Origin of the sequence: Kitasatospora sp. NPDC058218 (assembly GCF_042882445.1) — a bacterium.
GTDB lineage: Bacteria > Actinomycetota > Actinomycetes > Streptomycetales > Streptomycetaceae > Kitasatospora.
Window position 1 is genome coordinate 26,813 of record NZ_JBHVWC010000042.1, and the last position, 24,865, is coordinate 51,677.

Genomic DNA, 24,865 nt, shown 5'->3' on the forward strand with positions numbered 1-24,865 from the left:
CGCGCCGGTTAGCCTGTCGCTCCAAACTGACACGCGGGAGCTTGGACCCACCAGGCTGAGAGTGCGCCGGTCGACCGTACGCCACGGGATCCGTGGACGGACCGTCGAGGGGGCGCAGACCGCCGGAACCTGTCCGGGTAATGCCGGCGTAGGGAGTATCGGCCATGCCGCCTGCTTCGCCATCCTCTTCTTCGGGCGCGCCCGCGTCCAAGGGTTTCTCCGAGTCGTCCGCGACCGATCCTTGCGACGCCGCCGACGGCGCTCCCGGTTCCACGGGCGCCGCCACCGCCGTGCTGGACCGCCCGGAGCGGGCCGACCGGGTCGAGGCCCCGTTCGTCCTGGACACCGAGCCGCCGCGCACGCTCCGCTTCCGGGACCACTTCGCGCTCTGGATGAACCTCGGCGTCAGCCTGATCGGCTTCACCACCGCCGCCACCGTGCTCGGTGCGCCGGGCAGTGAGCTGTCGCTGGCCGCCGCGATCACCGCGATCGTGGCCGGCACCGTGGTCGGCACCGCGATGCTCGGCGTGGCCGCGCTGATCGGGGCCCGGACCGGTGCGCCGGCGATGGCCAACCTGCGCGGCCTGTTCGGGACGAAGCTCTCCTACGTGCCGACGGTGCTGAACATCGTCCAGTGCATCGGCTGGGGCGTGTACGAGCTGCTGGTCATCGCGATGGGCGCGCAGACGGTGGCGCACACCGAGGGCTACCGCTGGGTCTTCGTCGTGCTGGCGGGCGCGGTGACCACCGCGCTGACCATCTGGCCGCTCGGCGCGATCGCGGTGCTGCGCCGCTTCGTCGCCGCGGCGGTCGCGGTGGCGATGGTGTACTTCACCGTCCAGCTGGGCCGGGGCGGCGTGTCCGACCCGGGTGCGGGCAACTGGCACGGCTTCCTCAAGGCCACCGACGCGATGATCGCGGTGTCGATCTCCTTCGTGCCGCTGGCCGCCGACTACACCCGGCACTCGCGCACCGCCCGCTCCGCGTTCTGGGGCAGCTTCTCCGGCTACACCGTCGCCCAGGTCTGGTGCTACGTGCTCGGCCTGTTCGCGCTGCTGCAGGCCGACGGCGACGCCACCCGGATCTTCGACTCCTTCCTGGGCGTCTGGGCCGGCTGGTTCTTCCTGCTGGTGCTGGTGCTGCGCGAGACCGACCAGTCCTTCGCGAACGTGTACTCGACCGCGATGTCCGTCCACAACCTGCTGCCGAAGGTGGACCGCCGGGTGCTGACCGGCGCCACCGGCCTGCTGATCACCGTGCTGGCGCTGCAGATCACCGAGTTCACCGACTCCTACTACGCCTTCCTCGGCCTGATCGGCTCGGTGTTCGTGCCGATGTTCGCGGTGCTGGCGGTCGACTACTTCCTCGGCGCCGGCCGGCGCGGCTGGAACCTCGCCGACGACGCGCCGTCCCGCTGGCTGATGCTGCTGCCCTGGGCGCTCGGCTTCGCGGTCTACCAGCTGATCGCGCCGACCGCGATCGCCGGCTGGTGGACGGACTTCTGGACGTCGGTGCAGGAGGCGCTGCACTTCACGCCCCAGGAGTGGACCTCGGCCTCGCTGTTCGGCTTCCTGGTGCCCGCCCTGGCCACCTGGGCGCTCACCCCGCTCACCCGCCGCACCACCGCGGCCTGACCGGCCGGGCGCCCGGCACCGAGCAGCCGAAGCGCGGCAGCAGGAAGCCCGACGCCCGACGCCGAAGCGAAGACGGCCCCGCAGGTTGGGGCCGTCTTCGCCTGTGTGTCACTTCCGCCGCCTATCGTGGACGGCGTGACCAGCCCCGACCTCTCCCCGGCGGCGGCGCGCACCGCGCCGCCCGTCCAGGTGATCGCCCACCGCGGTTCCTCGCACGCCCTGCCCGAGCACACCCTCGCGGCCTATCGCCGGGCGCTCGACGAGGGCGCGGACGCGGTCGAGTGCGACGTCCGGGTGACGGCCGACGGGCACCTGGTCTGCGTGCACGACCGCCGGATCGGCCGGGTCTCGGACGGCCGCGGCACGGTCTCCTCGATGACGCTGGCCCAGCTGGAGGCGCACGACTTCGGCGCCTGGAAGACGGGTGAGCCGAGCGCGGACCCGGACCTGCGCGGCGTCCTGCGGCTGGAGAGCCTGCTGGAGCTGGTCACCGACTGCGGACGCCCGGTGGACCTGGCGATCGAGACCAAGCACCCGGTCCGCTTCCGGGGCCGGGTGGAGGCCGAGCTGCTGCGGATGCTCGACCGGTTCAAGATCGGCGGAGCGCCGGAGGGCGACCGCCCGCAGGCCCGGATCATGAGCTTCTCCTCGCTGGCGCTGACCAGGGTGGCCGCCGCCGCACCGGAGTACCCGCGGGTGTTCCTGTTCGAGCGGACCCTGCCCCTGCAGGGCCGGCTGCGCCCGGGTGCCTCGCTGCCGGGCGGTGCCCGCATCGCCGGTCCGGGCATCGACCTGGTGCGGGCCAGGCCCCGGCTGGTGACGCGGCTGCGGGAGCTCGGCCACCAGGTGCACGTCTGGACCGTGGACGAGCCGGCCGACGTCGAGCTCTGCCTGGAGCTCGGGGTCTCGGGGATCATCACCAACCGCCCGGCGGAGGTCCTGGCCCAGCTCGGCCGGTGAACCGGCCCGCGCCCGCGGGGCGGCGCCGGTCCCCGGGTTCACGGGTTTCCCGAGCGCTGCTGCATCCCGTCGAGGACCGTCGAGAATCCTGGGGTGCGTCGAGCACCATCGAGCGCGTCGAGCACCATCGAGCGCGTCGAGCACCATCGAGCGCGTCGAGCACCATCGAGCACTTTTGGGTCCCACCAGTCCCGCTGGTCCCACAGGACTCTTCGTGCCCGGGAACCCCGGTGACCACGCACCTCAGTTCGGCCTTGTCCGGCACTTCGGGCCCGTCCGTCGACGGTCGCTTTGGTAGGGACTCAAACCTTCCCCGTCGTTTTCTGTCGGAGATTATGCGTTCTCACGACAGAGGGTGAGCGCGGAATCACCTGACGCGCACCGTCTGTCGCTCGGCTTGAAATGTCCGCGCGGGATCGCCGTGCGGTCGTTTCCGACCCATTACCAAGGGGCATCCATCCCTCGGCATACGCTGAAGGAGGTCCGGGGGTGGCGTTGATGGTGGCGCGTGAAGTGCCGACTTCATCGACCATGGCAGTGCCGCACGGCCCAGCGAGTGTCGGGGTCGCACGGCGCCGACTGCGTCGAGATCTGGGAGACCGGGAGATACCGGAACCGGTCATTGATGATGCTGTTCTGATCCTTTCCGAACTGCTGAGTAATGCATGTCGTTACGCGCGGCCGCTCGGCCCGCTGCCCGTGCTCGGTCGCTCCGGCCGGGCGGAGATCGTCGACCAGGTGCTCGTCGCCGTCCCCTCGGGGCCGGCCGAACCGGTCAGGGCGACCGGCGCTCCCGCGTCGAGCGGGCCCCCGGCCCGCCCCACGGGGCAGGGCAGGGGACAGCCGACGGCCCAGGCCCAGCCGGACGACGGCGAGGGCAACGGTGGCGTCCTGGTGCGCTGGCAGATGCACGCGGACGGGATCCTCACCGTGGAGGTGACCGACGGCGGTGCGCAGACCCGGCCGTCCCCCGCCAGCCCGTCGCTGACCTCGCGCGGCGGCCGCGGACTGAGCATCGTCGACCAGCTGGCCAGCGACTGGGGCGTGCGCGACGCGCCCGGCGAGGTCACGGTCTGGGCCGCGCTGCCCGCCCGGGCCCGGCACGCCAGGCGCACCGGCGGTGATGCCCGCAGCGCCTGACCCCTGCCCGAGCGCCCCCGCGCGGCGCCCGGCGGCACCCGGTCCGACGCTGCCGCGACAGCCTCCGCGGGGCACTCCCCGCCCCGGCGCGTGCCCACGCGCCGGGGGAACGTCAGTAGGCTGCCCGGAGCACACCAAAACCGCCACCGGGAGAGCCGCACCATGGGCAAGAAGGCCGCCAAGAAGGCGCCGCAGCGCAGCCAGTCCACCACCGCCGTCACGGGTGAGGTCCCCGTGGTCGGAGCCCGCGAGAACTGCCCGTGCGGTTCGGGCCGCCGGTACAAGGCCTGCCACGGCCGGGAGGCCTCGCACGCCGTTCAGGAGCTGGTGCACCGCCCGTTCGAGGGCCTGCCCGGCGAGGCCGACTGGGTGGCGCTGCGCGAGCTGGTCCCGGCCGCGACCGTGCCGCTGACGCTGGCCGCCGGGGTGGCCGAGGCCGCCAACGGCGACGTCCCGTCGGTGACGCTGGCCACCGTGCTGCCGCTGGCCTGGCCGGCGCTGCGCCGCCAGGACGGCTCGATCCTGCTCGGCCTGCAGACCCAGTCCGCCTCCGGCGACCTGAGCCGCGACCTGGCGGACGCCCTGGAGCTGGCGCTGGCCGCCGAGCCGGGCTCGCCCGTCCCCGCCCGCCGGACCGTCGCGGGCGGCCGCCGCCTGCAGGACCTGCTGGACGGCTCGGCCGAGTTCACGCCCGCCGTGCACACCGGCTTCGAGTTCTGGCTGGAGGACGCCGAGACCGCCACCGGCGAGGTGGCCGCCTCCCTGGAGCGCGCCAACGCCTCGGCGATCCCGACCGAGAAGCTGACCGGCGTGGACTCCGCGTACTGGTGCGGCACCCCGGACAAGAACCACCTGCGCTGGGTGATGACCGTGCCGGAGGAGCAGCTGCTCGACGCGCTGGCCCGGCTCACCGCCGCCGACCAGTCCTCGCTCGGCCCGGACACCCGGCTGGTCGGCTCGTTCCGCGCGCACGGCCTGACCGTCCCGGTCTGGGACCTGCCGCTCGCCATGACCGCCACCGACTGCGAGAAGCCGGCGGCCGAGTTCGCCGAGCGGCTCGCCGCGACGCTGGCCGACCCCGCGCCGCTGACCGGTGAGGAGCGGCGGGCCCGCGCCAACCTGGTGAACCGTCAGGTCACCCTGAACTAAAGGGGACTCGGATCCGGGTGATACGCGTCACATTGGCCGCCGGTACTGCAATTTCCGGGCGGGCAGGGCCTCTTGGAAATTGGCGCGGGCGCGGATCCTTGTTACTGTCTAAAGAGTCCGGTCGCTGGTGCATCCCCCGTCGCCAGCGGCCGGATCTTTTGTTTTCCGGCCCGGCCGGTGGACCGTGCCCGATCAGTACGCCGACCGGCACCGCAGGCCCGGCCCGGCCGGCCCCCGCCCGCCGCATCAGCCCGCCCCCGACCCGGACGAGAGCGCGGGCAGGAGCAGGGGCGATGCCGCCGGTGGGAGCCCCGCCGGAGCGCCGGTCAGTACGCCGAGCGCCCGCTGTCCAGTTGGACCGTCGCCTCGACCAACTCCCCCAGCAGCGGCCCGACCTCGGGCAGCCACACACTGCCGTCCGCCGCCGGGCGCGGCGGCAGCACCCAGCGCACCCCGCCCCCCGACCCGCCGCCGGGCGGCAGCGGCAGGAAGCCGCCCGACCCGTGGTACCGCAACGACCCCGGGACCCAAGGCAGTTGAGCGAGCATCTCGCCGAGCGCATCCAGCGAGTACGGGGCCACCAGCATCGCGTACCGGCCGGGCATCGACAGCACCGGGCCGAGCGGGAGCCGCAGCGCGGCGAGGTAGGCCAGCGCCCGGGCGCCGGCCGCCGCGGGCAGGCTGACCGCCGAGACCGTCCCGCCGGTCGCCGCGAGCACCGGCGCGTCCGGGCTCTGCCGCTCCCACCACCAGCGCACCATCCGGGCGTCGGTGGTGGCCGCCAGCAGCGGCGGGTCGTGCGGGTGGGCGCCGGGAACGGAACAGTCCTCGTCCCCGCACGAACAGTGGCCGCCGAGCAGCAGCGTGCCGGGGACGACCGGCCAGCGGTGGTCGACGGCGGCGGCCAGGGCGGCGGCCAGCCGGACGGAACGGGCTGCCGACCGGCTCCTCGAGTTCTCGCGCATGACGCTCGTTCCTTTCCGTGACCGCTCGGGGTCGCTCCGGCCCCGCCTGCCCACATCGGGGAACGCCGCACCGGCCCGAACCGGGCTGGCGGGCTTGGCGAGCGGCGTGGCGGGGGTGGAGCACGGTGTGGAGCACGACATGAAAGAGCCGCGGATGAGAACAGCCCTTGGAACGAGAATCCCGTATGCGACCGGATGGACGCCGCCCGGGCGCGGTTGGTTCCACCGTACGAGTGAGTGACTTCCGGCCGACCCGGCCGACGGGCGGCGAAAGCATACGATCCGGACGGCCGTGGGAACCGTCCTGACGGTTCTGCCCGTTCTCCGGCCGCTCCATGCCCTCGGGCCCGGCCGGGGCGCGCACGAACGGAGCGGTCCCCGGGCCGGGCCTCGCACGACGGGCAACGCGACGGGCAACGCGGCGGGGAACGCGGCGGGGAACCGGCCACCCGCGTCGTCATGGATCTGGACATGCCCCGAATGGCCTGTGTAGAAGTGGTGGCATTGCTGTCGATCAATGACGAGTAGTAGCGAATCGAGGCGAAACACGCCCTTTGGCCGTGCTCGCTCCAATCGGCCGTACCTGGGGGTTCCGCATGACACGTACCGCGTCAGGAGTGGCGGCATGACCGAGTCCCACCCACCGTCGACATCCTCCGAGCCGGGCGATCCCCGTCGCCCCCGCGGGCTCTCGGTGCTCGACCATCCGGGCTTCCCCGGGACCCCCGCCGGACCGGCCGGGCAGCAGGTCTGCCCCGCCGACGAGCCCCGGACCGCTACCGGGCCGGCCGGCGCCCCGGAGGGCCGCACCGCACCCCCGGCCGGCCTGCAGGACCGTTTGGCCGGACGGCTGTCCGATTTCACCAGCCTCCACGAGCACACCGAGCGGCTCGCCCGCGCCCGCGGCCTGACGGCCACCTTGGAGGCCGTGTTGGCCTCCGGCACCGCGCTGCTCGGCGCCCACCGCGCCCTGCTGGTCACCGCGCTGCCCGGCGGCGGGCCCAGCCAGCCGATCGGGTACGGCCTCGACCGGGCCAGCCTCGGCGCGCTGGAGACGGTGCCCACGGAACAGAGCCTGGTCGCCCGGCTGCTGCGCGAGCACGACCGGCCCGCCCAGGTGCAGTCGCACGACCTCGCCGACGACCCCGCGACCGGCGCCCGGCTGCGCGAACTCGCCGCCCACCTCGGCCTCGGCGGCTGCCACGGCCTCCCGCTCGCCACCGAGGAGGACGGCCCGCTGGCCGCCGTCCTCTGGTTCTACGACGGGCCCGCCGAGCCCACCGAGCGCCAGCGCGAGCTGGTCCGCCGGTACTGCGACGTCGCCGCCCCGCTGCTGGCCAAGCAACTGGACGCGGAGAAGGTCCGGCGCACCACCGAGGCGTTGCGGGCCGGCCTGCTCCCGGACCGCCTCCCGCAACCCGCCGGCCTGCGGCTGGCCGCCCGGCTGGTCCCGGCCGGGCTGGACCGCTCGGTCGGCAGTGACTGGTACGACGCCATCCCGCTGCCCGACGGCACCGTCGGGCTGACCGTCGGCAGCGTCTCCGGCGACGGACCGGGCGCCGGCCCCTGCTCCGCCCCGGGCGCGGCGGCCGCGATGGGCCGGGTCCGGGCCGCGCTGCGGGCCTACGCCGTCCTGGAGGGCGAGGACCCGGTCTCCGTCCTGGGGGACCTGGAGCTGCTGCTCAAGACCACCGAGCCGGCCCGCAGCGCCACCGCCCTCTACGCCTGGATCGAACCCGACGAGCGCCGGATCACCCTGGCCGGGGCCGGGCACTGCCCGCCCGTGCTGGTCACCCGGCAGGGGGCCGAGTTCGTGGAGACCTCGCTCTCCGCGCCGCTCGGCATGCTCTCCTGCTGGGAGGCGCCGGGCGTCGAGCTGACCGCCGGGCGCGGCGACACCCTGGTGCTCTACACCGAGGGCCTGGCCCGCCGCTTCGGCCCCACCCTGCACGCCGGGCAGGCCAACCTGCGCCGGGCCGCCGCCGACGCCCCGCGCGACGTGCGGATCGACCCGGACCGACTCTGCGCCCACCTGCTGGCCGTCTGCGCGGACCGGGGCACCGGGCCCGCCACCGACGACCTGATGCTGCTGGCCGCGCGCTTCGAGTAGCCCCCGGGGCCCGGGGCCACGGCCCCGCAGCGGTACCTCCCGGCCGAAGGGCGCCGGAGGTCGAGCGGCCGGGCGTCCGTACCATGGACGCACGGCCGCCCACGTGTGTCGCGATCCGACGCCCCCCGGCCTTCGCCCGGGGGACCCCCATGGGCGGCACCCGCGCAAGGAGGCGACGTACGTGACCGAGGACCGCACCCCCGCGGTGGCCGAGAACCCGGAGGCCACCGGCGGCGAGGAGCCGCAGCAGTTCAAGGGCCGCAAGAACGGCCTGTACTCGGAGGTCTCCGACGAGCTGGCCGCCTCGATGAAGTCCGGCTGGGCCGACACCGAACTGCACGGCCTCACCCCGGTCGCCCAGGCCCCGTACGCCGCCGAGCGCCGCGCCCGGCTCTCCGCCGCCTTCCCCGGCGAGCGCCTGGTCGTCCCGGCCGGCACCCTGCGGGTCCGGGCCAACGACACCGACTACAACTTCCGCGCCGCCAGCGAGTACGTGCACCTCACCGGTGACCAGACCGAGGACGCGGTGCTGGTCGCCGAGCCCACCGGCGAGACCGGCCACGCCTTCGGCCTCTACCTGCTGCCTCGCTCCGACCGCGAGAACGGCGAGTTCTGGCTGGACGGCTACGGCGAGCTGTGGGTCGGCCGCCGGCACAGCCTCACCGAGCAGGAGCGGCTGCTCGGCCTGCCGGTGCGCGACGTCCGCAAGGCCGCCGAGGAGCTGGCCGGGCGCGCCGCGGCCGACGCCGTCCCGACCCGGATCGTGCGCGGCTACGACGCCGGCCTGGAGGCCGCGCTCTCCGACGTGCTGGACGCCGACAAGGACGCCGGGCTCAAGGAGTTCCTGAGCGGCCTGCGGCTGGTCAAGGACGAGTGGGAGATCGGCGAGCTGCGGGCCGCCTGCACCGCCACCGTCAACGGCTTCACCGACGTGGTCCGCGAGCTCGGCCAGGCCGTCGCCACCTCCGAGCGCTGGATCGAGGGCACCTTCTGGCGCCGCGCCCGGGTCGAGGGCAACGACGTCGGCTACGGCTCCATCTGCGCCGCCGGCCCGCACGCCACCACCCTGCACTGGGTGCGCAACGACGGCGAGGTCCGCCCGGGCGAGCTGCTGCTGCTGGACGCCGGTGTCGAGACGCACACCCTCTACACCGCCGACGTCACCCGCACGCTGCCGATCGACGGCCGGTTCAACGCGCTCCAGCGCAAGATCTACGACGCGGTGTACGACGCCCAGGAGGCCGGCATCGCCGCGGTCAGGCCCGGCGCCCGGTTCCGCGACTTCCACGACGCCTCGCAGCGCGTGCTGGCCGAGCGCCTGCTCGCCTGGGGCCTGCTGGACGCCTCGGTGTACGACCTGGAGAAGGTCCTGGAGCTGGGCCTGCAGCGCCGCTGGACCCTGCACGGCACCGGCCACATGCTCGGCCTGGACGTCCACGACTGCGCCCACTCCCGCACCGAGGAGCACGTCGACGCGCTGCTGGTGCCCGGCATGGTGCTCACCGTCGAGCCCGGCCTGTACTTCCAGCAGGACGACCTGACGGTGCCCGAGGAGTACCGCGGCATCGGCATCCGGATCGAGGACGACATCCTGGTCACCGCCGACGGCAACGAGAACCTCTCGGCGGGCCTGCCCCGCCGCGCCGAGGACGTCGAGGCGTGGATGGCCTCACTGGCCTGACCGACGCACGCGGGCCCGGCTCCCCGAACGGGGGCCGGGCCCGTGGCGCGTGCGCTACTTGGCGACCACCTGGAGCTGGACGGTGCTCTCCCCGGCCAACCGGTAGCTCCCGGCGCCGTCCGACATCTCCAGTCTCATGACCAGCGGAAGGGTCCCCGGCCCGTAGTCGGTGGTCAGCGTCAGCCGGTAGTTCACCGTCACGCTCTGACCCGGGGCGACGGAGACCGGATAGCCGTTCTCCAGACCGGAGAAGCTGTTGAGCCCCCAGAGTTCCATCGGGGACCAGGCGCCCCCCTGTCGGCGGTCCAGCGTGGAGGTCCGCTTCTTCCCGGGCGGCGCACCCGGGTAGGGGTCCGCGTACACCACGGCCTTCGTCGTGTCGTAGTTCGTCTTGCCGGTGTTCTTGAAGGTGACCGCGAACTCGACCGGGGTCCCGTCGTTCGGCACCTTCTGCCCCGCGGTGAGACCGGCGACCGAGACGCTCACGTCGTTCGCGTACGGCGAGGTGTGGCCGCTGACGTCCAGGCTGTTGACGATCGCCTGCAGTCCGGCCTGGTAGTCGGACTTGAGACCGATCGCCGTCACGTACACCTGGTCCTTGGGCAGGGCCCACATCTGCGCCGTGAAGGACTCCTTCGCGTTGCAGGTGACCTGCCACTGCGACTTGCGCGCGGGGCGGCCGGCCACGGTGGGCGTGGTCTTCACCGGCGGGGAGCTCTTCAGCTGGTCGTCCGCGGGGTGGGGATTGCCCCACACCGGGCAGTAGGGCTGGTGGCCCCAACCACCGGAGGCGTCGAGGTCGCCCATCGACGGCCAGGTGACGGGCTCCGCGTCGTACACCGCGAGCTCCGCACCGTACGGATCGCAGTCCTTGTAGGCCGCGCCGGCCGGAGCGCCCGGGCTCAGCAGGCAGAGCCGTACGCCCTCCCCCTGGGCGCCCTCCGTGACGGCCCGCCAACCGTCGGGGATCTTCAGCTTCACGCCGCGGAAGGTGTACGGCGTCGACGGCGCCGCCGGGGGTGTGGTGGTGGTCGGGGTGCCCGTCGTGCTCGGGGCACCGACCGGCGCCTCGGTCACGCTGCCCCCCGTCGGGTCGGCGGCCGGCGAAGTGGTCGCGGCCGTCGGGCTCTCGGAGGGGGTCGGTTCCGCGGTCGGACTCGCGCTCGGGCTCACGGTGGCCGTGACGGTGGCCGCCGGGCCCGGGTCCTCCTGCTTGGCCACCGTGTCACCGCGGAAGCCGAGCACACCGAACGCCATCGCGGCGGCCAGGCCGAACAGCGGCACCGCGGCGAGGTAGACCGGCTTCAGCCGGCGCACCCGCCGGCTCGGCGGCGCGGCCGGACGCAGGTCGTGTGCCGTGATCCGCATCGCCCGGGCGCTCATCGCCTCGCGGAGCAGCCGTTCCATCGGGGTGTCGTCCGGCCCGTCACCGTCACCGCCGGTGCGGCGGGGAAGCTTGTCGGTCATCGAACCTTCTCCAGATGCTTTTCCAAGGCGTCCAAGGCCCGGCTGGCGGTGGACTTCACGGCGCCCCGGGACAGCCCCAGGGTCTCGGCTATCTGTGCTTCGGACATGTCCGACCAGTAGCGCAGCACCAGCACCTCACGCTGGCGGGAGGTCAGCTCCTGCAGGGCGACCAGGACGCGCCGGTGCTCGTCGTTGAGCACCGCGTGGTCCTCGGCGGACGGCGCGTCGGCCTCGTGCGGAGGGACGTACTCGCGGGCGGTCTTACGGCGGCGCAGCATCGACCGGGCGCCGTTGACGACGCTGGTGCGCAGGTACCCGAGGGCGTTGTCCAAGTCCTCCAGCTGCTCGCCGTGCCGCTGGTAGAGCTGGGTGAAGGCCTCCTGGACGACGTCCTCGGCGAGGTCCTGGTGGTCGACCAGCAGGACCGCCATCCGCACCAGGCCCAGCCGGTGCGCGTGGTAGAGCTCGGTCAGGGTGGGTCGTTCATCCGGCTCGGTCCGGCGCCCGCCGCGCAGCAGTCGGAAGCCCGCCCGCCGCTGCACCACCTCCTGCCCGGAGCTCGACGAGGCGCCGGGGAGGACGGGTGCCCCACCCGCTTCCTGCGCACCGAAGAGCAGCCCGACCAGTCCGGAGCGGAGGAAGCCGCCGCTCCTCCCGCGTCCCGCAATCGGCCCGATGGCCATGGACATCCGCGCTCTGCTTTCCCCCGGGACGGCGCCCGGCGTGGACCGGACCGTCATGACACATGATCAAGATCGTTATCGGCGGGAATCCTGCCATCGCCTCGGCTGCCGGCATCGTCCGCCCCCCGTATGGATGGACGCGCGGCGAGGGCCGGGGTTGCAGGTGACTTTCCGGAGGATTCCGGCCTGGCCGGCACGACTACACTCACCGGCATCCCGCCACCCGCCGCGCAGCCCGAGGGGACCTCATGGCCGACCAGCAGACCACCGGCCCGGTGGCCGTCGCGATCGGACGGCGGCCGGAGCCGGTGCACGACGTCGCGGTGTACGCCTTCGACGGCATGACACCGTTCGAGCTCGGTGTGGTGGTGGAGGTCTTCGGGCTGGCCCGGCCCGAGCTGAGCGGGCTGCTGGCCGCCCCCTGGTACGGGCTCAAGGTCTGCGCCGACCGGCCGGACACCGCGCTGCGGTCGGTCGGCGGCTTCTCCCTGACCGCCCATCACGGCCTGGACGACCTCGCCGCCGCCGACACCGTGGTGATCCCCGGGGTGCCGAACGCCTTCAGCGGCGAGGTCTCCCCCGGGCTGGTCGCCGCGCTGCGCACGGCGCACGAGCGCGGCGCCCGGATCGTCTCGATCTGCTCCGGGGCCTTCGCCCTGGCCGCCGCCGGTCTGCTGGACGGCCGCGAGGCGACGACCCACTGGCGGTACGCCGAGCTGCTCCAGCAGCGCCACCCGTCGGTGCGGGTCAACCCGGACGTGCTGTACGTGGACAGCGGCTCCGTCCTGACCAGCGCGGGCAGCGCGGCCGGGATCGACCTCTGCCTCCACCTGGTCCGCCGGGACCACGGTGCCAAGGTGGCCAACAGCGTCGCCCGGCGCTTCGTGGTGCCGCCGCACCGGGACGGCGGGCAGGCCCAGTTCATCGAGGCGGCCGTCCGGCCGGTCGAGGAGGCGGACGACGGCATCGCCCGGTCCATGCGGTGGGCGATGGACCACCTGTCCGCCCCGCTGACGATCTCCCTGCTGGCCCGGGCCGCCCGGATGTCCGACCGCTCCTACCTGCGGCACTTCACCGCCCGCAACGGCACCAGCCCGATGCGCTGGGTCGTCACCCAGCGCATCGCGGCCAGCCTGCCTCTGCTCGAATCCCCGGAGGGCTCGGTGGAGGAGATCGCCACCGCCGTCGGCTTCGAGAGTGCCGCGACCTTCCGCCATCACTTCGGCCGGGTGATGCGCACCTCCCCGACCGCCTACCGGCGCAGCTTCGGCCTCGGCGTGGCCTGACTCCCCCGCGACGGCGGGGCCGGGCCTACTCCTGCCCGCCGGTGCGCAACGCCGCGTTGGCGAGCATCGCGTCGTGCAGCCACTGGGCGAGGCCCGGGGCGAGCTGCTCGTAGGTGGCGGTGAACCGCGGGTCGGCGACGTACATCCCGGCGATGCCGCGGTGGATCTCGAAGGTGCAGTCGTAGAAGTTGTCGCAGATGTGCTGCCGGTGGACCTCGGCGAGGTCCATGGCCGGGCCGCCGTCGGCCGGTTCGCCGGCGGTGAAGGCCTCGACCAGACGGGCGTTGAGCGCGTCCGTCTCGGCCTTGATCCGCTGCCAGTCGTCCTTGCCGTAGCAGCCGGTACGGCGCTGCGACTGCGCCCAGGCGTCGGTGTCGCCCCAGCGCTGCTCGGCCTCGGTCTCCCAGTCCTCCTGGTAGGACTCGCCGAAGACCTCGAACTTCTCCTCCGGGGTCAGCTGAATGCCCATCTTCTGTGCCTCCATGGCGTGTTCGACGGCCGCGGCCAGTTCCTGGAGGTGGCTGATGCGGTCGGTCAGCAGCTTGTGCTGGCGCCGCAGGTGCTCGCTCGGGCTGACCGAGTCGTCGTCCAGGATGGCCGCGATCTCTTCCAGGGGGAACCCGAGTTCGCGGTAGAACAGGATCCGCTGCAGCCGGTCGAGGTCGGTGTCCCGGTACCGGCGGTAGCCGGCCGGGGTGCGCCCCCGGGGGGCGAGCAGTCCGATCTCGTCGTAGTGGTGCAGGGTGCGGACGGTGACCTTGGCGATCTTCGCCACCGCACCGACCGAGTAGTCGCCGCTCATGCGCCCACCTCGCCGCGCTCGGCGGTCGCTTCGCGACGCGCGCTCCTTCCCCCGACCCGCTCGCTGCCCTCGCTCATCCGGGTTGCTCCCTTCTCTCTGACCACGACCCTCCCGCCTCCCGTTGCGTGAGGGTCAAGCCCAGTCTCGCGGGCCGGGGGTCACGGGCCGCGCGGCGCCGGCTCCGTGCGAGCCAGTCCGGCCGTCCCGCCCGTCGGGCCCGTCCCGCCCCGCTGCCCCGTCCCGCCCCGGGGGCCGTCGGCCCCGTGCGAGTCTCCGAGCGGAGCGCCCCGGACGGGCCCCGGCTTGGACGAAGCCGCCTATTGCCGGGGCCGGACGGCAGCCGCGACCATGGCGCCATGACCACCACCGCTGCGCCCCTGGTACGACGGCTGGCCGCGGAGGCGGTCGGCACGGCCGCGCTGGCCGCCGTCGTGGTCGGCGCGGGCATCCAGGCCGCCGCACTCGGCCAGGACGGCGGGGTCCGCTTCCTGGCCGACGTCGGCGCCTCCGCACTGGCCCTGGCCGTCCTGATCGAGCTGTTCGGCCCGGTCTCCGGCGGGCACTTCAACCCGCTGGTGACGGTCGGCGTGTGGTGGGCCGGCCGGCGCGACGGCAGCGGGCCGACCCTGCCCGAACTCGGCGGGTACACCGCCGCGCAGGTGGTCGGCGCGGTCACCGGGACGGGCCTGGCCAACGCGATGTTCGGGCGGCCGTTCGTCGAACCCTCCGGACACGCCCGCGACGGCGGCGCGCTCTGGCTCGGCGAGGCGGTGGCCACCGGGACGCTGCTGCTGGTGGTCGCCGGGCTGAGCCGCAGCGGGCGCGGCCGACTGGTCCCGGCGGCGGTCGGCCTCTGGGTCGGCGCGGCCTGCTGGGCCACCTCCTCCGGCGGCTTCGCCAATCCGGCGGTGACCCTCGGGCGGGCCCTGACCGACAGCTACACCGGGATCGCGCCCGGCTCCGTCCCCGGCTTCGTGCTCGCCCAACTGGCCGGGGCGGTGGCCGGTCTGGCGCTGGCGGCGGCGTTGTTCGGCCGCTCCGGACCCGCCCGGCCCGCCTCCGTGCCGGACGACGCGCGCGATCTCGTCCCCGGCCCGGCGACCACGGCCGGCTGAGCCGGCCGCACCGCCGTCAGCCCGCCGCCCCCACCAGCGCCCGCTCGCGGCGCCGGGCGGCCCGGCCGCCGCCGTCCTGCCCGGGGCGCGGACGGCGGTCCTGCCGGGTGGGCCAGAGCAGCACGTACGCGGCCGACAGCACCACGAAGGCCAGCCGCACGAAGCCGCGCGCCGAGTCGGACGGGATCAGCAGCGTGCCGCCGTAGAGCGCGGCCAGGGCGATCCAGCTCCACCACGGCACCAGCCGCTTCTGCCCGACCGCGTCCCAGAGCAGGGTGCCGAGCAGGATCGACGCGGTGTAGTAGGTGTAGACGCTGGGGTCGAACAGGATCCGGGCGTCCGCTCCCAGCAGCACGACGGCCGGCCACCTGCCGCGCCACACCGCGATGCTGCCCAGCGCCAGGCCCAGGCCGAACTGCAGCGGCCGGTCCCACCACGGGGTGGTCGGGTCGGTCACCCCGAACCAGCGCAGCGCCGAGGCCGGCTGGTTGGGAATGGTGAACTTGGCGGCCGCCACCGTGTCCAGGTTGCCCAGGTAGAACGGCAGCCAGGCGACGGCCACCAGGGCGACGAACCAGAGCGCGGTGCGCAGCCAGGCGGGCCGGGGCAGTGCGAGGACCAGCGGGGCGAAGGCCAGCGCCCAGGGCTTGGAGTCCACCGCCAGCGCCAGGTAGACGCCGACCTCGACGGCCCGGCCCCGGCTGAGCGCGTGCGCGGCGAGGGTGGTGAAGAAGAGCGCCAGCACGTCGTCCAGGTGCGCGAAGCGGACCGAGACCTCCACCCACATCGGGATGAACGCCAGCCCGGCGACCAGCAGTCGCTGCTGCAGCCGACGGTGGTTGGTGCCGGTGCCCAGGTAGTACCGGGCGGCGGTGCGGCCGACCAGCACGAGCATCACCAGGCCGAGGCCGGACATCGCCGCCTCGGCCACCACCTGGCCGGTGTGCGCGGGGAACGGGCTGAAGAGGCGGGCGACGGCCAGGCTCACCGGGCCGATCTGCAGCTCGGGGTGGTGGGCGTAGAGCGAGAGCCCGCCGTCGGCCTGGCCGCTGAAGAGCAGTTCCTCGCCCTGGCGCAGGTAGTGCCAGGAGAAGCCGCCGCTGGGCTCGACCAGCAGGAACCAGAGAACCGTCCAGCCGACCAGCAGGACGTGGTGCCTGCGCACCGGCAGACCGGCGATCCGCCCGGTTGCGGCCTCGTAGTCGGTGGTGGACCGTGCCGACCGTGCTCCCCGCACCCCTGTACCTCTCCCGACGCCGAGCCCCCTTCGGCCGGTCATCCTATGCGACCTGACGGAAGCGACCGCGCCCCCTCGGGTGTCCGGTGGAGGGACACCCGAGGGGGCGCGGTCGTCGGGCCGAACCGGGAACCCGGCACGGCCGGGTGCTCAGTGGAGCCGGGTGCTCAGCGGAGCCGGTGTCAGCCCTGCTGGGCGGACTTGCGGCGGCGGAGCAGCACGAGGGTGCCGGCGCCGGCCGCGAGGACGGCGCCACCGGCGATGGCGATGACGGTGGTGTCGTCACCGCCACCGGTCTGGGCCAGCGCCTTGTCGGCGTTGTCGGCCGCGGTCTTGGCCTTGGTGACGGCGGCCGGGGTGAGCTTCGGCGGCGTCACGGCCGGCACGGTCACCGGGAAGTCGATCGGCTCCTGCACGCCGGTACCGCCGGTGGGCGCGGCGGAGGTCGTCGAACCGGTCGGCTGCGCGGTCGCGGAGGACGACGCGGTGGCGGACGCCGAGGGGCTGGCCGACGCCGAGGCGGTGGCCGTGGCCGACGGCGTCGGGGTGGCCGTCGCCGACGGCGTGGTGGTGGCGGTGGGCGTGGGCGTCGCGGTGGCGGTCGCCGTGGCCGTGGTGGTCGCGGTCGCCGACGGCGAGTGGCTCGGCGACTGGCTGGCCGACGGGCTGCCGGTCGGCTTCACCGTGGGGCTCGGCTTGCCGGTGCTCGGGCTGGCGGTCGGGCTCGGCTTGCTGCCGGCCTTGATGGTGAAGCCGGCGCCGGTGATGCCGTCGCAGCTGAAGTGGCCGTTGCCGACGGGCTCGTGGGTCTGGTCGTCGAGCTGCTCGGAGAAGACCACCGGCACCACGCCGGCCTTGCCGAGCGGGGCGTCCTTGGTGAACGAGGCGCGGACCTTGATGGAGACGTCCTTGCCCCGGTTCACGCCGAGCAGCGCGTCGTCGGAGTCGACGCCGCCCAGCAGGATGAGCACCGCGTCGTCGTCGGAGTCCCCGCCACCGGGGGCGACCGAACCGGGCAGCCAGCCGCCGCCGGGCAGCTGGTACTCGACCTTGAGGTCACCGGCCTCCAGGCTGCCCGCGCGGTTCTTGAACTTGAGCAGCGGGATGAAGACGAAGTCGTGCCGGGTCGAGTTGTCGATCCGGAAGGTGAACTCGCGGGCGTCGCCACCCGCGACGAAGGTGTCCGGCACCCCGCGCACGGAGAGGTCCAGGCTCTGGCGCGAGGCCTTGTCGGCCTGCGGCGCCGCGGCGGCGGACGGGGAGCCGGTGGTGCCGACGGCGACGGCGCCCTGGGCACCGGCCAGCACCATCGAGGAGGCGAGGGCGGCGGCGCCGGCGAGGGCGAAACTGCGACGTATGGACATGGGCAAGGAAGACCTCACGAGAGAGTCCGGGCGCGGCCCGGGAGCGCGGAAGGACAGGGCTGTCCGAACAGTGGTCCCCCCACAAAGCTGAAAGTCCGACGGAGACTACCGAAAGATCCAGCCACTCCGGAAGGCGGGTGCCACCCTTCGTGCACCACCCTGACCGGATACTGTCCGATTGGACCAACTCCGTCACTTCATAAGGCTTTTGTGGCCAACCACCAGGTGGCTCCAGCATGACCGGTACACGTCCGGAACGCTGCCGCCGGTGGCCCTGCGGTGGCGGAAAATCGCCGTCGGGCGGCCGGACCACAACCTACCGCCCCCTTGGCGGCCGGTCTGCCCGGCCCGGCCCGGGTCAGCCCCGGTCGGCCCCGATCAGACCGGATCGGACCGGACACGACCGGCCTGGATCAGCCCGCGAAGAAGGACTTGGCGGCGACCAGCGCCCGCTCGTCGTTCAGCACGTCGCCCGGGCGGGTGCCGTTGCCGAGCAGCGCGCCGCCCCAGCGCATGCCCATGTAGTCGGCGCAGAGCCGCAGGGTGGCGATCAGCGGGTCCGCCTTGTCGGGCTCGGTGGCCAGGGCGGTGACGGCCCAGATGGTGCCGCCGGACAGCCGGGCGCGGAAGTCCGCCCCGGGCACCCGCAGCCAGGCGGACCAGTGGTCGAGGTAGAGCTTGGCGCTGGTCGGCAGCGAGTACCAGTACACCGGCGCCACGAAGACCAGGTCGGTCGCGGCCAGCGTGGCGTCCAGCAGGGTGCGTTCATGGCCGGACGGCGTGCGGAAGCCACCGTCGTCGCTGTGCCGGCGGTCCTCGAACGGGGGCAGCGGGTGCTCGCTCAGCCGCAGCCACCGCTGCTCGGCGCCGGCCGGCAGGCTCGCCTCGGCGGCCAGCCGGGCCAGCTGCTCTGAGTTGCCGTCGCTGCGTGAACTGGCGTTCAGGAAGAGGAACGAACGCGGCGCTTCGGCGCCGGCGGCGTGCTCGGACATCAGGACCCCCGTGCGGACGGTGACAGAAACCCCGAGCCTACGACAGCGCTTCGACGGCCCCGACGGGCGCTGCGGCAGCGGCTCGGCACCGCAGCAGTACGTGGCCCGGCGCTAGGACAGCGGTTCGGCGGGCGGCAGCGGTTCGGCGAGCGGCAGCGGCCGGTCCGCGTAGAGGTGCAGCAGGTCGCCCTGGGTCGGGTCGCGGCGCAGGCCCTGGTCGGTCAGTCCGAGCCGGTCGGCGACCTTGCGGGAGTCGGCGTTGTGGCTGTGGATCCAGGCGACCAACGGCACCGCCGGCGCGTGCCGGTGGGCTGCGGTGATCGCGGCGCGGGACAGCTCGGTGGCGTAGCCGCGCCCCCAATGGGCGGGCGCGAGCCGGTAGTAGAGGTTCCAGTAGCCGGTCGCGGCCTGGAGCTGGGCGCCGCCGACGCCGACCACCGTGCCGTCGCCGGCCAGTCGCGCCGTCCAGTAGCTCAGGCCGTCCTCCTGCCAGCGCCGGGCGGCCCGTCCGATCCAGGCCCGGGTGGTCGCCTCGTCCCGGTGCCGGCCCTCGGGGAGGTGGCGCCAGGTCCGGGGGTCGGTGTTGATCTCGTACAGCGCGGCGAGGTCCTCGACCCCGACCGCGCGCAGCTCCAACCGCTCGGTGCGGACCGACTGCTGGTCCCACGGCGTGGGTTCGTTCGTGAGCGTCACGCCGTGACCCTAGTCGGCCGGCCACCGGCCGGGCACCGGGATTTCACCGCCGCGGGCGGGCCCGGGAGGCCCAAGCCCGGGCCCGGCCCTCCGGCCGCTACGCCGGCAGGCCCGCCCGGCGGCGGGCGACGGCCGCGACGGCCGCCCAGTCCTTCTCGCCGTCGCCGTGCGCGAGCGCGTCGAGGAAGGCGTCCCGCAGCACGCTGCCGAAGGGCAGCGGCACACGGGCCGCGGCACCGGCGGTGAGCGCGAGGTCGACGTCCTTGAGACCCAGCGGCAGCTTGAAGCCGGCCGGCTCGTACCGGCGCTCGGCGACCATCGCCCCGTAGCCGGAGTAGACCGGCCCGGGGAAGAGCGTGCCGGTGAGCATCTCGACCAGGTCGGTCGGGCGGACGCCGTTGGCCTCGGCCAGGCTGCACGCCTCGGCCATCGACTCGATCGCGCAGGCCAGCAGGAAGTTGGTGCTGATCTTGGCGGTGTTGGCCTGGCTCGGGCTCGCGCCGAAGTGCCACGTCCGCCGCCCCATCGCGGCGAGCAGCGGCTCGGCCCGGGCGAGCGCCTCCGGGTCGCCGGCGGCCAGGATGTTCAGCTCGCCGGCCGCCGCCACCGGGGGTCGGCCGAGGACGGGCGCGGCGACGTAGCCGACGCCGTGCTCGGCGTGCAGGGCCTCGGCCCGCTCCGCGAGCGCCACCGAGACCGTCGCCATGTTGACGTGCACGGTGGCCCGGGCTCCGGCCAGCAGGGCGGGGTCGAGCAGCAGCCGCTCGACCGCGGCGTCGTCGGCGAGCATGGAGACCACCGCCTCGGCGGCGAACGCGTCGGCCGGTCCGTCGGCGGCCTGCGCGCCCTGGGCGACCAGCGCGGCCACCGGCCCGGGCGAGCGGTTCCAGACCCGGACGGGGTGACCGGCCCGCAACAGGCTGGCGGCCATGCCCTGCCCCATCGCGCCGAGCCCCACGAATCCGACCGTCATCGCGGCCATCGCACACTCCCGTCGTCGCCCGGCGAACCGACCGGCCGGGCCGGAGAAGCCGGATCAGGTGGGCCGGATCAGGGTGGACCGGCCGGCCACGATCCATTCGTCCCGACTGTACGTCAGCACGTCAGCCCACCGGCTCCGCCGCGATCAGGCGCACGCACGCTCCGGCAGCCGGGCCCGGCCGGTCTCCAGCTCGGCGACGACCCGGTGGCGGAGCAGCTCGTACTGGGCCTGGAGCCGCCCCGGGCGCTGCGGGCGGGCGACCGGCCGACCGGGGCCGACCCGCTCGTCCGGGCCGAACTGCTCGCGGGTGAGGTCGATCTCGAAGCCGGTCGCGAACCGGTTCCACCAGTGCAGGTCCGTCCGGACGCCGCCGACGTGCACCTCGCCCATCATGAGCTCGCCGCCGAGCAGGTCGTGCAGCACCATCGCCGTCACCCCGCACTGACCACGGGCGGGATTGTCGGGACGCCAGTGGGCCAAGTCCTCGGGCGCACAGGTGTCGACACCCCAGGAGGAGCGGATCGCACGTTCGATGTCGTTGAGGGTCCACGCCGTCATAGCGGGAAGCCTGCCACGCCCCACTGACAGCGGCACAGGCTTTTCAATGGGCCACCCCGTGTTCTGCGCTGACCTTCTCGATCTTCACCCGTACGAGCAGCTCGCCGGGGACGCCGTTGCGGGCGCCGTACTGCTCGGCGAGTTCCTCGCCCATGTACCGGGCGGCGATCCGGGTGGCCCAGTCGCGCACCTCGGCCAGATCGTCGCCGAGCCGGGCGGTGCCCTGGACGAGGACGTAGGAGAACGGCGGCCGCTCGTCGTCCACGCAGATCATCACCCGGCCGTCCCGGGCCAGGGTGCGGCCCTTGACGGTGCCGGCGCCGGTGTTGAACAGGATCTCGTCGCCCTCCAGCAGGAACCAGACCGGCGCGACGTGCGGCCGGCCGTCCGCCCGGGTGGTGGCGATCTTCGCGGTACGGGTGCCGGCGGCGAGGAACGCACGCCATTCGGCCTCGGTCATGTGGGGCATGCGTTCATCCTGGCCGCTCCGGCGCTCCGGCGCAGCGGATACCGCAGACCCGCTGGGCCGGACGCGGGGCACCACCCGACGCGGGAACCACCGGGCACGGGGACGCCGGGTACGGGGACGCCGGTGCACCGGAGCGGTCGGGGGTCCGCTCCGGTGCACCGGCCGCCGCGGCGGGCGTCCTCCGCCCGCCGGGCCCTACTTGCCGAGCGCCGCGACACCCGCCTGGGCGAACTGCTCGTCCAGGTCGCCGCTGGGCGCGCCCGCGACGCCGATCGCCGCGACCGGTGCGCCCTTGGCCTGCACCGGGGCGCCGCCGGCCAGGAACAGCGTGCCCGGGATGTCCTTGAGGTTGGGCGCCTGCGCCAGGCGCTTGGCCAGCTCGGAGGTCGGCGCGTTCCAGGAGACGGCCGTGAACGCCTTGCGCTCGGCGGACTCCGGCGACTGCGGGCCGGCGCCGTCGCCCTTGAGCAGCACCCGGGTGATGCCGTCGCGGTCCACCACCGCGACCGAGACGTGCTGGCCGGCCTTGGTGGCCGCGTCCAGGGTGGCCTGGGCGGCCTTGGTGGCGGCCTCGATGGTCAGACCGGTCGTCTGGGTGAGGTTCTTGTTCTGGGTGTCGGCCTTCACCGCGGCGGGGACGGCGGGGGTCTCGGTGGTGTCGGCACTGGCCGAGACGGCGCCGACGGTGGCGGCGGCCAGCGCGGCGGCGGCGACGGTACCGGTCAGCACCCGGGTGCGCACGGAGGTCTTCTTCATGGTCAAGCTCCTCGTCGGATCGGTCGGGGGGCCACGGCCGGGATCAGGGGGCCAGGTCGGGCTCGACGGCTTCGGTACCGATCCTCCGGCCGCCGACCCCCCGGGCACATCGACGGTCCGGCGGCTGCCGGCGCGCATGATGGAGGACGGCCCCGTCAACCGATCGGCTGATGCGCGCCCCGGTCGGACGGGTCACCATCGAGGGATCGGCGCAGGTCAGCGCGGCGGGCCAGGAGTGTCGACAGCAGCGTGGAAGGAGCCGCCCCGTGCAGCAGGACCGTCCCGCCGGCGGCGAGCCGGACACCGGTGCCACCCACCCCGCCGCCGACCCCGCCGCCGACCCCGCCACCCGGGACGCCGCCCCCGACGCCGGCCTCCTCGCCGCCGACGGCCCGGACGCCGGCCGGCTCGCCGTCCTGCTCGACTCCGCCTTCCTGCTGCTGCTCGCCACCGCGCTCAGCCGCTACCTCAGCCACCACCCCGGCAACCCCCGCATCCCCTGGGTGATCGGTCTCGGCCTCGCCCTGGCCGTCACCCAGCCGGTCGGCTCCTGGCTGGCGCACCGCCGGCCGCCCGCCCCCGGGCGCCGGCGCAGGCTCTGGCCGCTGGCCCTGGTGGTCGCGCTCTGGGTGGTGCTGGTGCTGGTGGCGCCGAGCTTCTCCTGGTGCGCCGTCCCGCTGGTCTACACCGCCCTGCGCACCCTGCCCGCCCGGGCGGCGATCCCGCTGGTGGCCGCGCTCACCCTGCTGGTGGTGATCGGGGAGGTCCGGCTGCCGGGCGGGGTGGACGCCAACCTGGTGCTGCTGCCACCCGCGGTGGCGGCGCTGGCCACCGCCGTCTTCCTGTACATGGAACGGCAGGCCGAGCGGCAGCGGGCGCTGATCGCGGACCTCGTCCGCGCCCGGCGCGAACTCGCCGCCACCGAGCGGCGGGAGGGCACCCTGGCCGAGCGGGAGCGGCTGGCCATGGAGATCCACGACACCCTCGCGCAGGGGCTCTCCAGCCAGCAGATGCTGCTTCAGGCCGCCGACCGCACCTGGGAGGCCGATCCGGCGACGGCCCGTACCCACGTCCGCACCGCCGCCGAGGTGGCGGCCCGCAACCTCGCCGAGGCCCGCCGCTTCGTCCACGACCTCGCGCCCGCCGAACTCGCCGACGGCCGCACCCTGGACCAGGCGCTGCGCTCGCTCGCCGAGCGGGAGTCCGCCGAGAGCGGGTTGCCGGTCCGCTTCCATCTGGACGGCGCCCCGGTGCCGCTGCCCGCCGCCACCCAGTCGGCGCTGCTGCGGATCGCCCAGGGCGCGCTGGCCAACGTCCGGGAGCACGCCGGGGCCTCGGCCGCCGCACTGACCCTCTCCTTCCTCGGCGACCAGGCCGTGCTGGACATCGCCGACGACGGCCGGGGGTTCCACCCGGTCGGGCCCGGCGGCGCGGCCCCCGGCCCGGTGGGCGCCACCGGCGGCGGACGCGGTCACGGCCTGCCCGCGATGCGGGCCCGGCTGCGGCAGCTCGGTGGCACCCTGACCGTGGAGAGCTCCCCCGGCGAGGGCACCGTCGTCTCCGCCGCGATCCCGCTGGAGCCCCGCCGAGCCCCCTTGGAGTCCCGATGAGCACTGCCCCCGCGACGCCTCCGGTCCGGCTGCTGGTCTGCGACGACCACGCCGTCGTCCGGGCCGGCCTGCTGGCGCTGCTGGCCAGCGCCGGTGACATCGAGGTGGTGGGCGAGGCGAGCGACGGCGAGGAGGCGGTCGAGCTGGCCGCCCGGCTGGCGCCGCAGGTCGTGCTGATGGACCTCCAGCTCGGCGAGGGCATCGACGGTGTCGAGGCCACCCGGCGGATCACCGCCGCGCCCGGCGCACCGCACGTCCTGGTGCTCACCACCTACGACACCGACGCCGACATCACCCGGGCGATCGGTGCGGGCGCCACCGGCTACCTGCTGAAGGCCGAACGGCCGGAGGAGCTGTTCGCGGCGGTGCACGCGGCCGCGCGCGGCCGGACGGTGCTGTCGCCGCCGGTCGCCTCCCGGGTGATGGCGCAGATGCGCGCCCCCGTACCGCAGCTGACCGAGCGTGAGCAGGAGATCCTCGCCCAACTCGCGCAGGGGCTGGGCAACCGGGAGATCGCCCGGGCGCTGTTCATCAGCGAAGCCACGGTGAAGACCCATCTGGGCCGGATCTACGACAAGTTGGGGGTCGACACCCGGGCCGGCGCGGTGGCCGTGGCCAAGGAGCGCCGCCTGCTGCGCTGAGCGCCCGTCCGGTACCGCTCCGTACCGGACACATGCCCCCGGAGTGTCCGGTTCCGGGCTCGGCGGACGCCCGGCACCCGGTCCGCGTTCGGCCGAACGGGTGAGGCCGGACGAGCCCCGACCCCTCGTCCACGCTGCTCCGCCCTCCCCCGCGGGCCCTTCGAAGGCCGATCGGCACGTACACGGATCACCCTTGCGGGAGAAGGCCTTCCCGGCCCTCGATCGGTGACGCCCCCTCACCCGACCGGATGCACCCGAAGGCCCACTTCGGGAATGTGGATGTTTCGTGGACCTCGCTATTGACAAACCAACCACTCGGTTTGTTAGCGTGGAGATCAACGACGCCCCCGGTGGTGGGGCCTCGCCGGGGCCTGTGCGTCCCACCCTCGCCGGAGGGTGGCTGCCAGGGGGGTGCGGCGAGGGGCCGGGGAGTCGGGGGGTACGGCGCGCCGATGCCGTGTGCTGGGAAGGCGGGGGGGGCGTGCGGGGGGGGACGCGACCCGCCGCCCCGGGGCCCCCACGCAAAACCCCCGGTAGACGCCGCGGCCCCCCCCCCGCCCCCCCCGCCACC

Annotated in this window: 22 protein-coding genes and 1 riboswitch; of the genes, 10 read left to right on the forward strand and 12 right to left on the reverse strand. The window is 74.4% G+C overall.

Annotation, left to right across the window (positions count from 1 at the left end):
* Positions 1–23 precede the first annotated feature (23 nt).
* Positions 24–172: riboswitch (TPP riboswitch) on the forward strand.
* The 4 genes from ACFVYI_RS25440 (at position 165) to ACFVYI_RS25455 (ending at position 4,883) form a co-directional block, all read left to right on the forward strand.
* Positions 165–1,634: a purine-cytosine permease family protein gene (locus tag ACFVYI_RS25440; RefSeq protein ID WP_387889454.1), complete on the forward strand. Its 1,470-nt coding sequence runs from the start codon at positions 165–167 to the stop codon at positions 1,632–1,634. Its footprint overlaps the riboswitch before it by 8 nt.
* A gap of 135 nt (positions 1,635–1,769) precedes the next feature.
* On the forward strand, positions 1,770–2,594 hold the full coding sequence (locus ACFVYI_RS25445; RefSeq protein WP_387889455.1) for a glycerophosphodiester phosphodiesterase family protein: 825 nt from the start codon (positions 1,770–1,772) through the stop codon (positions 2,592–2,594).
* Positions 2,595–3,125: 531 nt separating this feature from the next.
* Entirely contained in the window at positions 3,126–3,734 is a 609-nt protein-coding gene (locus ACFVYI_RS25450; RefSeq protein WP_387889565.1) for an ATP-binding protein, read from the forward strand.
* A 162-nt stretch (positions 3,735–3,896) separates the two neighbouring features.
* Complete coding sequence (locus ACFVYI_RS25455; protein ID WP_387889456.1) at positions 3,897–4,883, forward strand: DUF5926 family protein; 987 nt, start codon at positions 3,897–3,899, stop codon at positions 4,881–4,883.
* A 326-nt stretch (positions 4,884–5,209) separates the two neighbouring features.
* Here ACFVYI_RS25455 and ACFVYI_RS25460 read toward each other — a convergent pair whose 3' ends face one another.
* A complete protein-coding gene (locus ACFVYI_RS25460) occupies positions 5,210–5,848 on the reverse strand; it encodes a bifunctional DNA primase/polymerase (RefSeq protein ID WP_387889458.1) in 639 nt (212 codons plus the stop codon).
* Positions 5,849–6,473: 625 nt separating this feature from the next.
* Between ACFVYI_RS25460 and ACFVYI_RS25465 the strand changes: the two genes are divergently transcribed.
* Positions 6,474–7,958, forward strand: coding sequence for a PP2C family protein-serine/threonine phosphatase (locus tag ACFVYI_RS25465; protein ID WP_387889461.1), 1,485 nt, complete (start codon positions 6,474–6,476; stop codon positions 7,956–7,958).
* Positions 7,959–8,139: 181 nt separating this feature from the next.
* A complete protein-coding gene (locus tag ACFVYI_RS25470; RefSeq protein WP_387889462.1) occupies positions 8,140–9,639 on the forward strand; it encodes an aminopeptidase P family protein in 1,500 nt (499 codons plus the stop codon).
* A gap of 54 nt (positions 9,640–9,693) precedes the next feature.
* On the opposite strand, the gene ACFVYI_RS25475 is transcribed toward ACFVYI_RS25470, so the two are convergent.
* Both ACFVYI_RS25475 and ACFVYI_RS25480 read right to left on the reverse strand, forming a co-directional pair.
* Positions 9,694–11,106 carry a hypothetical protein gene (locus ACFVYI_RS25475; RefSeq protein ID WP_387889465.1) on the reverse strand — a complete coding sequence of 471 codons (1,413 nt, stop codon included), beginning with the start codon at positions 11,104–11,106 and terminating at the stop codon, positions 9,694–9,696.
* Positions 11,103–11,795 (reverse strand): RNA polymerase sigma factor, encoded by a 693-nt coding sequence (locus tag ACFVYI_RS25480; RefSeq protein ID WP_387889466.1) that lies wholly within the window; start codon positions 11,793–11,795, stop codon positions 11,103–11,105. Before ACFVYI_RS25480 ends, ACFVYI_RS25475 begins: the two co-directional genes overlap by 4 nt.
* A 242-nt stretch (positions 11,796–12,037) precedes the next feature.
* Here ACFVYI_RS25480 and ACFVYI_RS25485 point away from each other — a divergent pair, with 242 nt between their 5' ends.
* Positions 12,038–13,075, forward strand: coding sequence for a helix-turn-helix domain-containing protein (locus tag ACFVYI_RS25485; RefSeq protein ID WP_387889468.1), 1,038 nt, complete (start codon positions 12,038–12,040; stop codon positions 13,073–13,075).
* A gap of 25 nt (positions 13,076–13,100) precedes the next feature.
* Here ACFVYI_RS25485 and ACFVYI_RS25490 read toward each other — a convergent pair whose 3' ends face one another.
* Positions 13,101–13,877, reverse strand: a complete 777-nt coding sequence (locus ACFVYI_RS25490) for a MerR family transcriptional regulator (protein WP_387889471.1) — start codon at positions 13,875–13,877, stop codon at positions 13,101–13,103.
* 356 nt (positions 13,878–14,233) lie between these two features.
* Here ACFVYI_RS25490 and ACFVYI_RS25495 point away from each other — a divergent pair, with 356 nt between their 5' ends.
* The gene (locus tag ACFVYI_RS25495) at positions 14,234–14,992 is read left to right on the forward strand and encodes an aquaporin (protein WP_387889474.1); all 759 of its coding nucleotides are present in this window, start codon (positions 14,234–14,236) and stop codon (positions 14,990–14,992) included.
* Between the two features lie 16 nt (positions 14,993–15,008).
* Here ACFVYI_RS25495 and ACFVYI_RS25500 read toward each other — a convergent pair whose 3' ends face one another.
* The 8 genes from ACFVYI_RS25500 to ACFVYI_RS25535 all read right to left on the reverse strand — a co-directional run bounded on the left by ACFVYI_RS25500 (position 15,009) and on the right by ACFVYI_RS25535 (position 22,043).
* Positions 15,009–16,229, reverse strand: coding sequence for a hypothetical protein (locus tag ACFVYI_RS25500; RefSeq protein WP_387889477.1), 1,221 nt, complete (start codon positions 16,227–16,229; stop codon positions 15,009–15,011).
* Positions 16,230–16,411: 182 nt separating this feature from the next.
* On the reverse strand, positions 16,412–17,593 hold the full coding sequence (locus ACFVYI_RS25505; RefSeq protein ID WP_387889479.1) for an LPXTG cell wall anchor domain-containing protein: 1,182 nt from the start codon (positions 17,591–17,593) through the stop codon (positions 16,412–16,414).
* 413 nt (positions 17,594–18,006) lie between these two features.
* On the reverse strand, positions 18,007–18,585 hold the full coding sequence (locus ACFVYI_RS25510; protein WP_387889481.1) for a flavodoxin family protein: 579 nt from the start codon (positions 18,583–18,585) through the stop codon (positions 18,007–18,009).
* 111 nt (positions 18,586–18,696) lie between these two features.
* On the reverse strand, positions 18,697–19,278 hold the full coding sequence (locus ACFVYI_RS25515) for a GNAT family N-acetyltransferase (protein ID WP_387889483.1): 582 nt from the start codon (positions 19,276–19,278) through the stop codon (positions 18,697–18,699).
* Between the two features lie 97 nt (positions 19,279–19,375).
* Positions 19,376–20,251: an NAD(P)-dependent oxidoreductase gene (locus ACFVYI_RS25520; protein WP_387889486.1), complete on the reverse strand. Its 876-nt coding sequence runs from the start codon at positions 20,249–20,251 to the stop codon at positions 19,376–19,378.
* Positions 20,252–20,404: 153 nt separating this feature from the next.
* Positions 20,405–20,818 carry a hypothetical protein gene (locus ACFVYI_RS25525; RefSeq protein ID WP_387889489.1) on the reverse strand — a complete coding sequence of 138 codons (414 nt, stop codon included), beginning with the start codon at positions 20,816–20,818 and terminating at the stop codon, positions 20,405–20,407.
* A 43-nt stretch (positions 20,819–20,861) separates the two neighbouring features.
* On the reverse strand, positions 20,862–21,278 hold the full coding sequence (locus tag ACFVYI_RS25530) for a PPOX class F420-dependent oxidoreductase (RefSeq protein WP_387889568.1): 417 nt from the start codon (positions 21,276–21,278) through the stop codon (positions 20,862–20,864).
* Positions 21,279–21,482: 204 nt separating this feature from the next.
* Complete coding sequence (locus tag ACFVYI_RS25535) at positions 21,483–22,043, reverse strand: heme-binding protein (protein WP_387889491.1); 561 nt, start codon at positions 22,041–22,043, stop codon at positions 21,483–21,485.
* 170 nt (positions 22,044–22,213) lie between these two features.
* On the opposite strand from ACFVYI_RS25535, the gene ACFVYI_RS25540 reads away from it, so the two are divergent.
* Positions 22,214–23,653, forward strand: a complete 1,440-nt coding sequence (locus ACFVYI_RS25540; RefSeq protein ID WP_387889493.1) for a sensor histidine kinase — start codon at positions 22,214–22,216, stop codon at positions 23,651–23,653.
* Positions 23,650–24,294, forward strand: a complete 645-nt coding sequence (locus tag ACFVYI_RS25545; protein WP_387889495.1) for a response regulator — start codon at positions 23,650–23,652, stop codon at positions 24,292–24,294. The genes ACFVYI_RS25540 and ACFVYI_RS25545 overlap by 4 nt, the downstream gene beginning before the upstream one ends.
* Positions 24,295–24,865 lie beyond the last annotated feature (571 nt).

Coding starts and splice junctions, on each gene's coding strand:
- ACFVYI_RS25440 (WP_387889454.1), top strand. CDS start 165: ATGCCGCCTGCTTCGCCATCCTCTTCTTCGGGCGCGCCCGCGTCCAAG.
- ACFVYI_RS25450 (WP_387889565.1), top strand. CDS start 3,126: ATGGCAGTGCCGCACGGCCCAGCGAGTGTCGGGGTCGCACGGCGCCGA.
- ACFVYI_RS25455 (WP_387889456.1), top strand. CDS start 3,897: ATGGGCAAGAAGGCCGCCAAGAAGGCGCCGCAGCGCAGCCAGTCCACC.
- ACFVYI_RS25460 (WP_387889458.1), bottom strand. CDS start 5,848: ATGCGCGAGAACTCGAGGAGCCGGTCGGCAGCCCGTTCCGTCCGGCTG.
- ACFVYI_RS25465 (WP_387889461.1), top strand. CDS start 6,474: ATGACCGAGTCCCACCCACCGTCGACATCCTCCGAGCCGGGCGATCCC.
- ACFVYI_RS25475 (WP_387889465.1), bottom strand. CDS start 11,106: ATGACCGACAAGCTTCCCCGCCGCACCGGCGGTGACGGTGACGGGCCG.
- ACFVYI_RS25480 (WP_387889466.1), bottom strand. CDS start 11,795: ATGTCCATGGCCATCGGGCCGATTGCGGGACGCGGGAGGAGCGGCGGC.
- ACFVYI_RS25485 (WP_387889468.1), top strand. CDS start 12,038: ATGGCCGACCAGCAGACCACCGGCCCGGTGGCCGTCGCGATCGGACGG.
- ACFVYI_RS25490 (WP_387889471.1), bottom strand. CDS start 13,877: ATGAGCGGCGACTACTCGGTCGGTGCGGTGGCGAAGATCGCCAAGGTC.
- ACFVYI_RS25495 (WP_387889474.1), top strand. CDS start 14,234: ATGACCACCACCGCTGCGCCCCTGGTACGACGGCTGGCCGCGGAGGCG.
- ACFVYI_RS25505 (WP_387889479.1), bottom strand. CDS start 17,593: ATGTCCATACGTCGCAGTTTCGCCCTCGCCGGCGCCGCCGCCCTCGCC.
- ACFVYI_RS25510 (WP_387889481.1), bottom strand. CDS start 18,585: ATGTCCGAGCACGCCGCCGGCGCCGAAGCGCCGCGTTCGTTCCTCTTC.
- ACFVYI_RS25520 (WP_387889486.1), bottom strand. CDS start 20,251: ATGACGGTCGGATTCGTGGGGCTCGGCGCGATGGGGCAGGGCATGGCC.
- ACFVYI_RS25525 (WP_387889489.1), bottom strand. CDS start 20,818: ATGACGGCGTGGACCCTCAACGACATCGAACGTGCGATCCGCTCCTCC.
- ACFVYI_RS25530 (WP_387889568.1), bottom strand. CDS start 21,278: ATGACCGAGGCCGAATGGCGTGCGTTCCTCGCCGCCGGCACCCGTACC.
- ACFVYI_RS25535 (WP_387889491.1), bottom strand. CDS start 22,043: ATGAAGAAGACCTCCGTGCGCACCCGGGTGCTGACCGGTACCGTCGCC.
- ACFVYI_RS25540 (WP_387889493.1), top strand. CDS start 22,214: ATGCGCGCCCCGGTCGGACGGGTCACCATCGAGGGATCGGCGCAGGTC.
- ACFVYI_RS25545 (WP_387889495.1), top strand. CDS start 23,650: ATGAGCACTGCCCCCGCGACGCCTCCGGTCCGGCTGCTGGTCTGCGAC.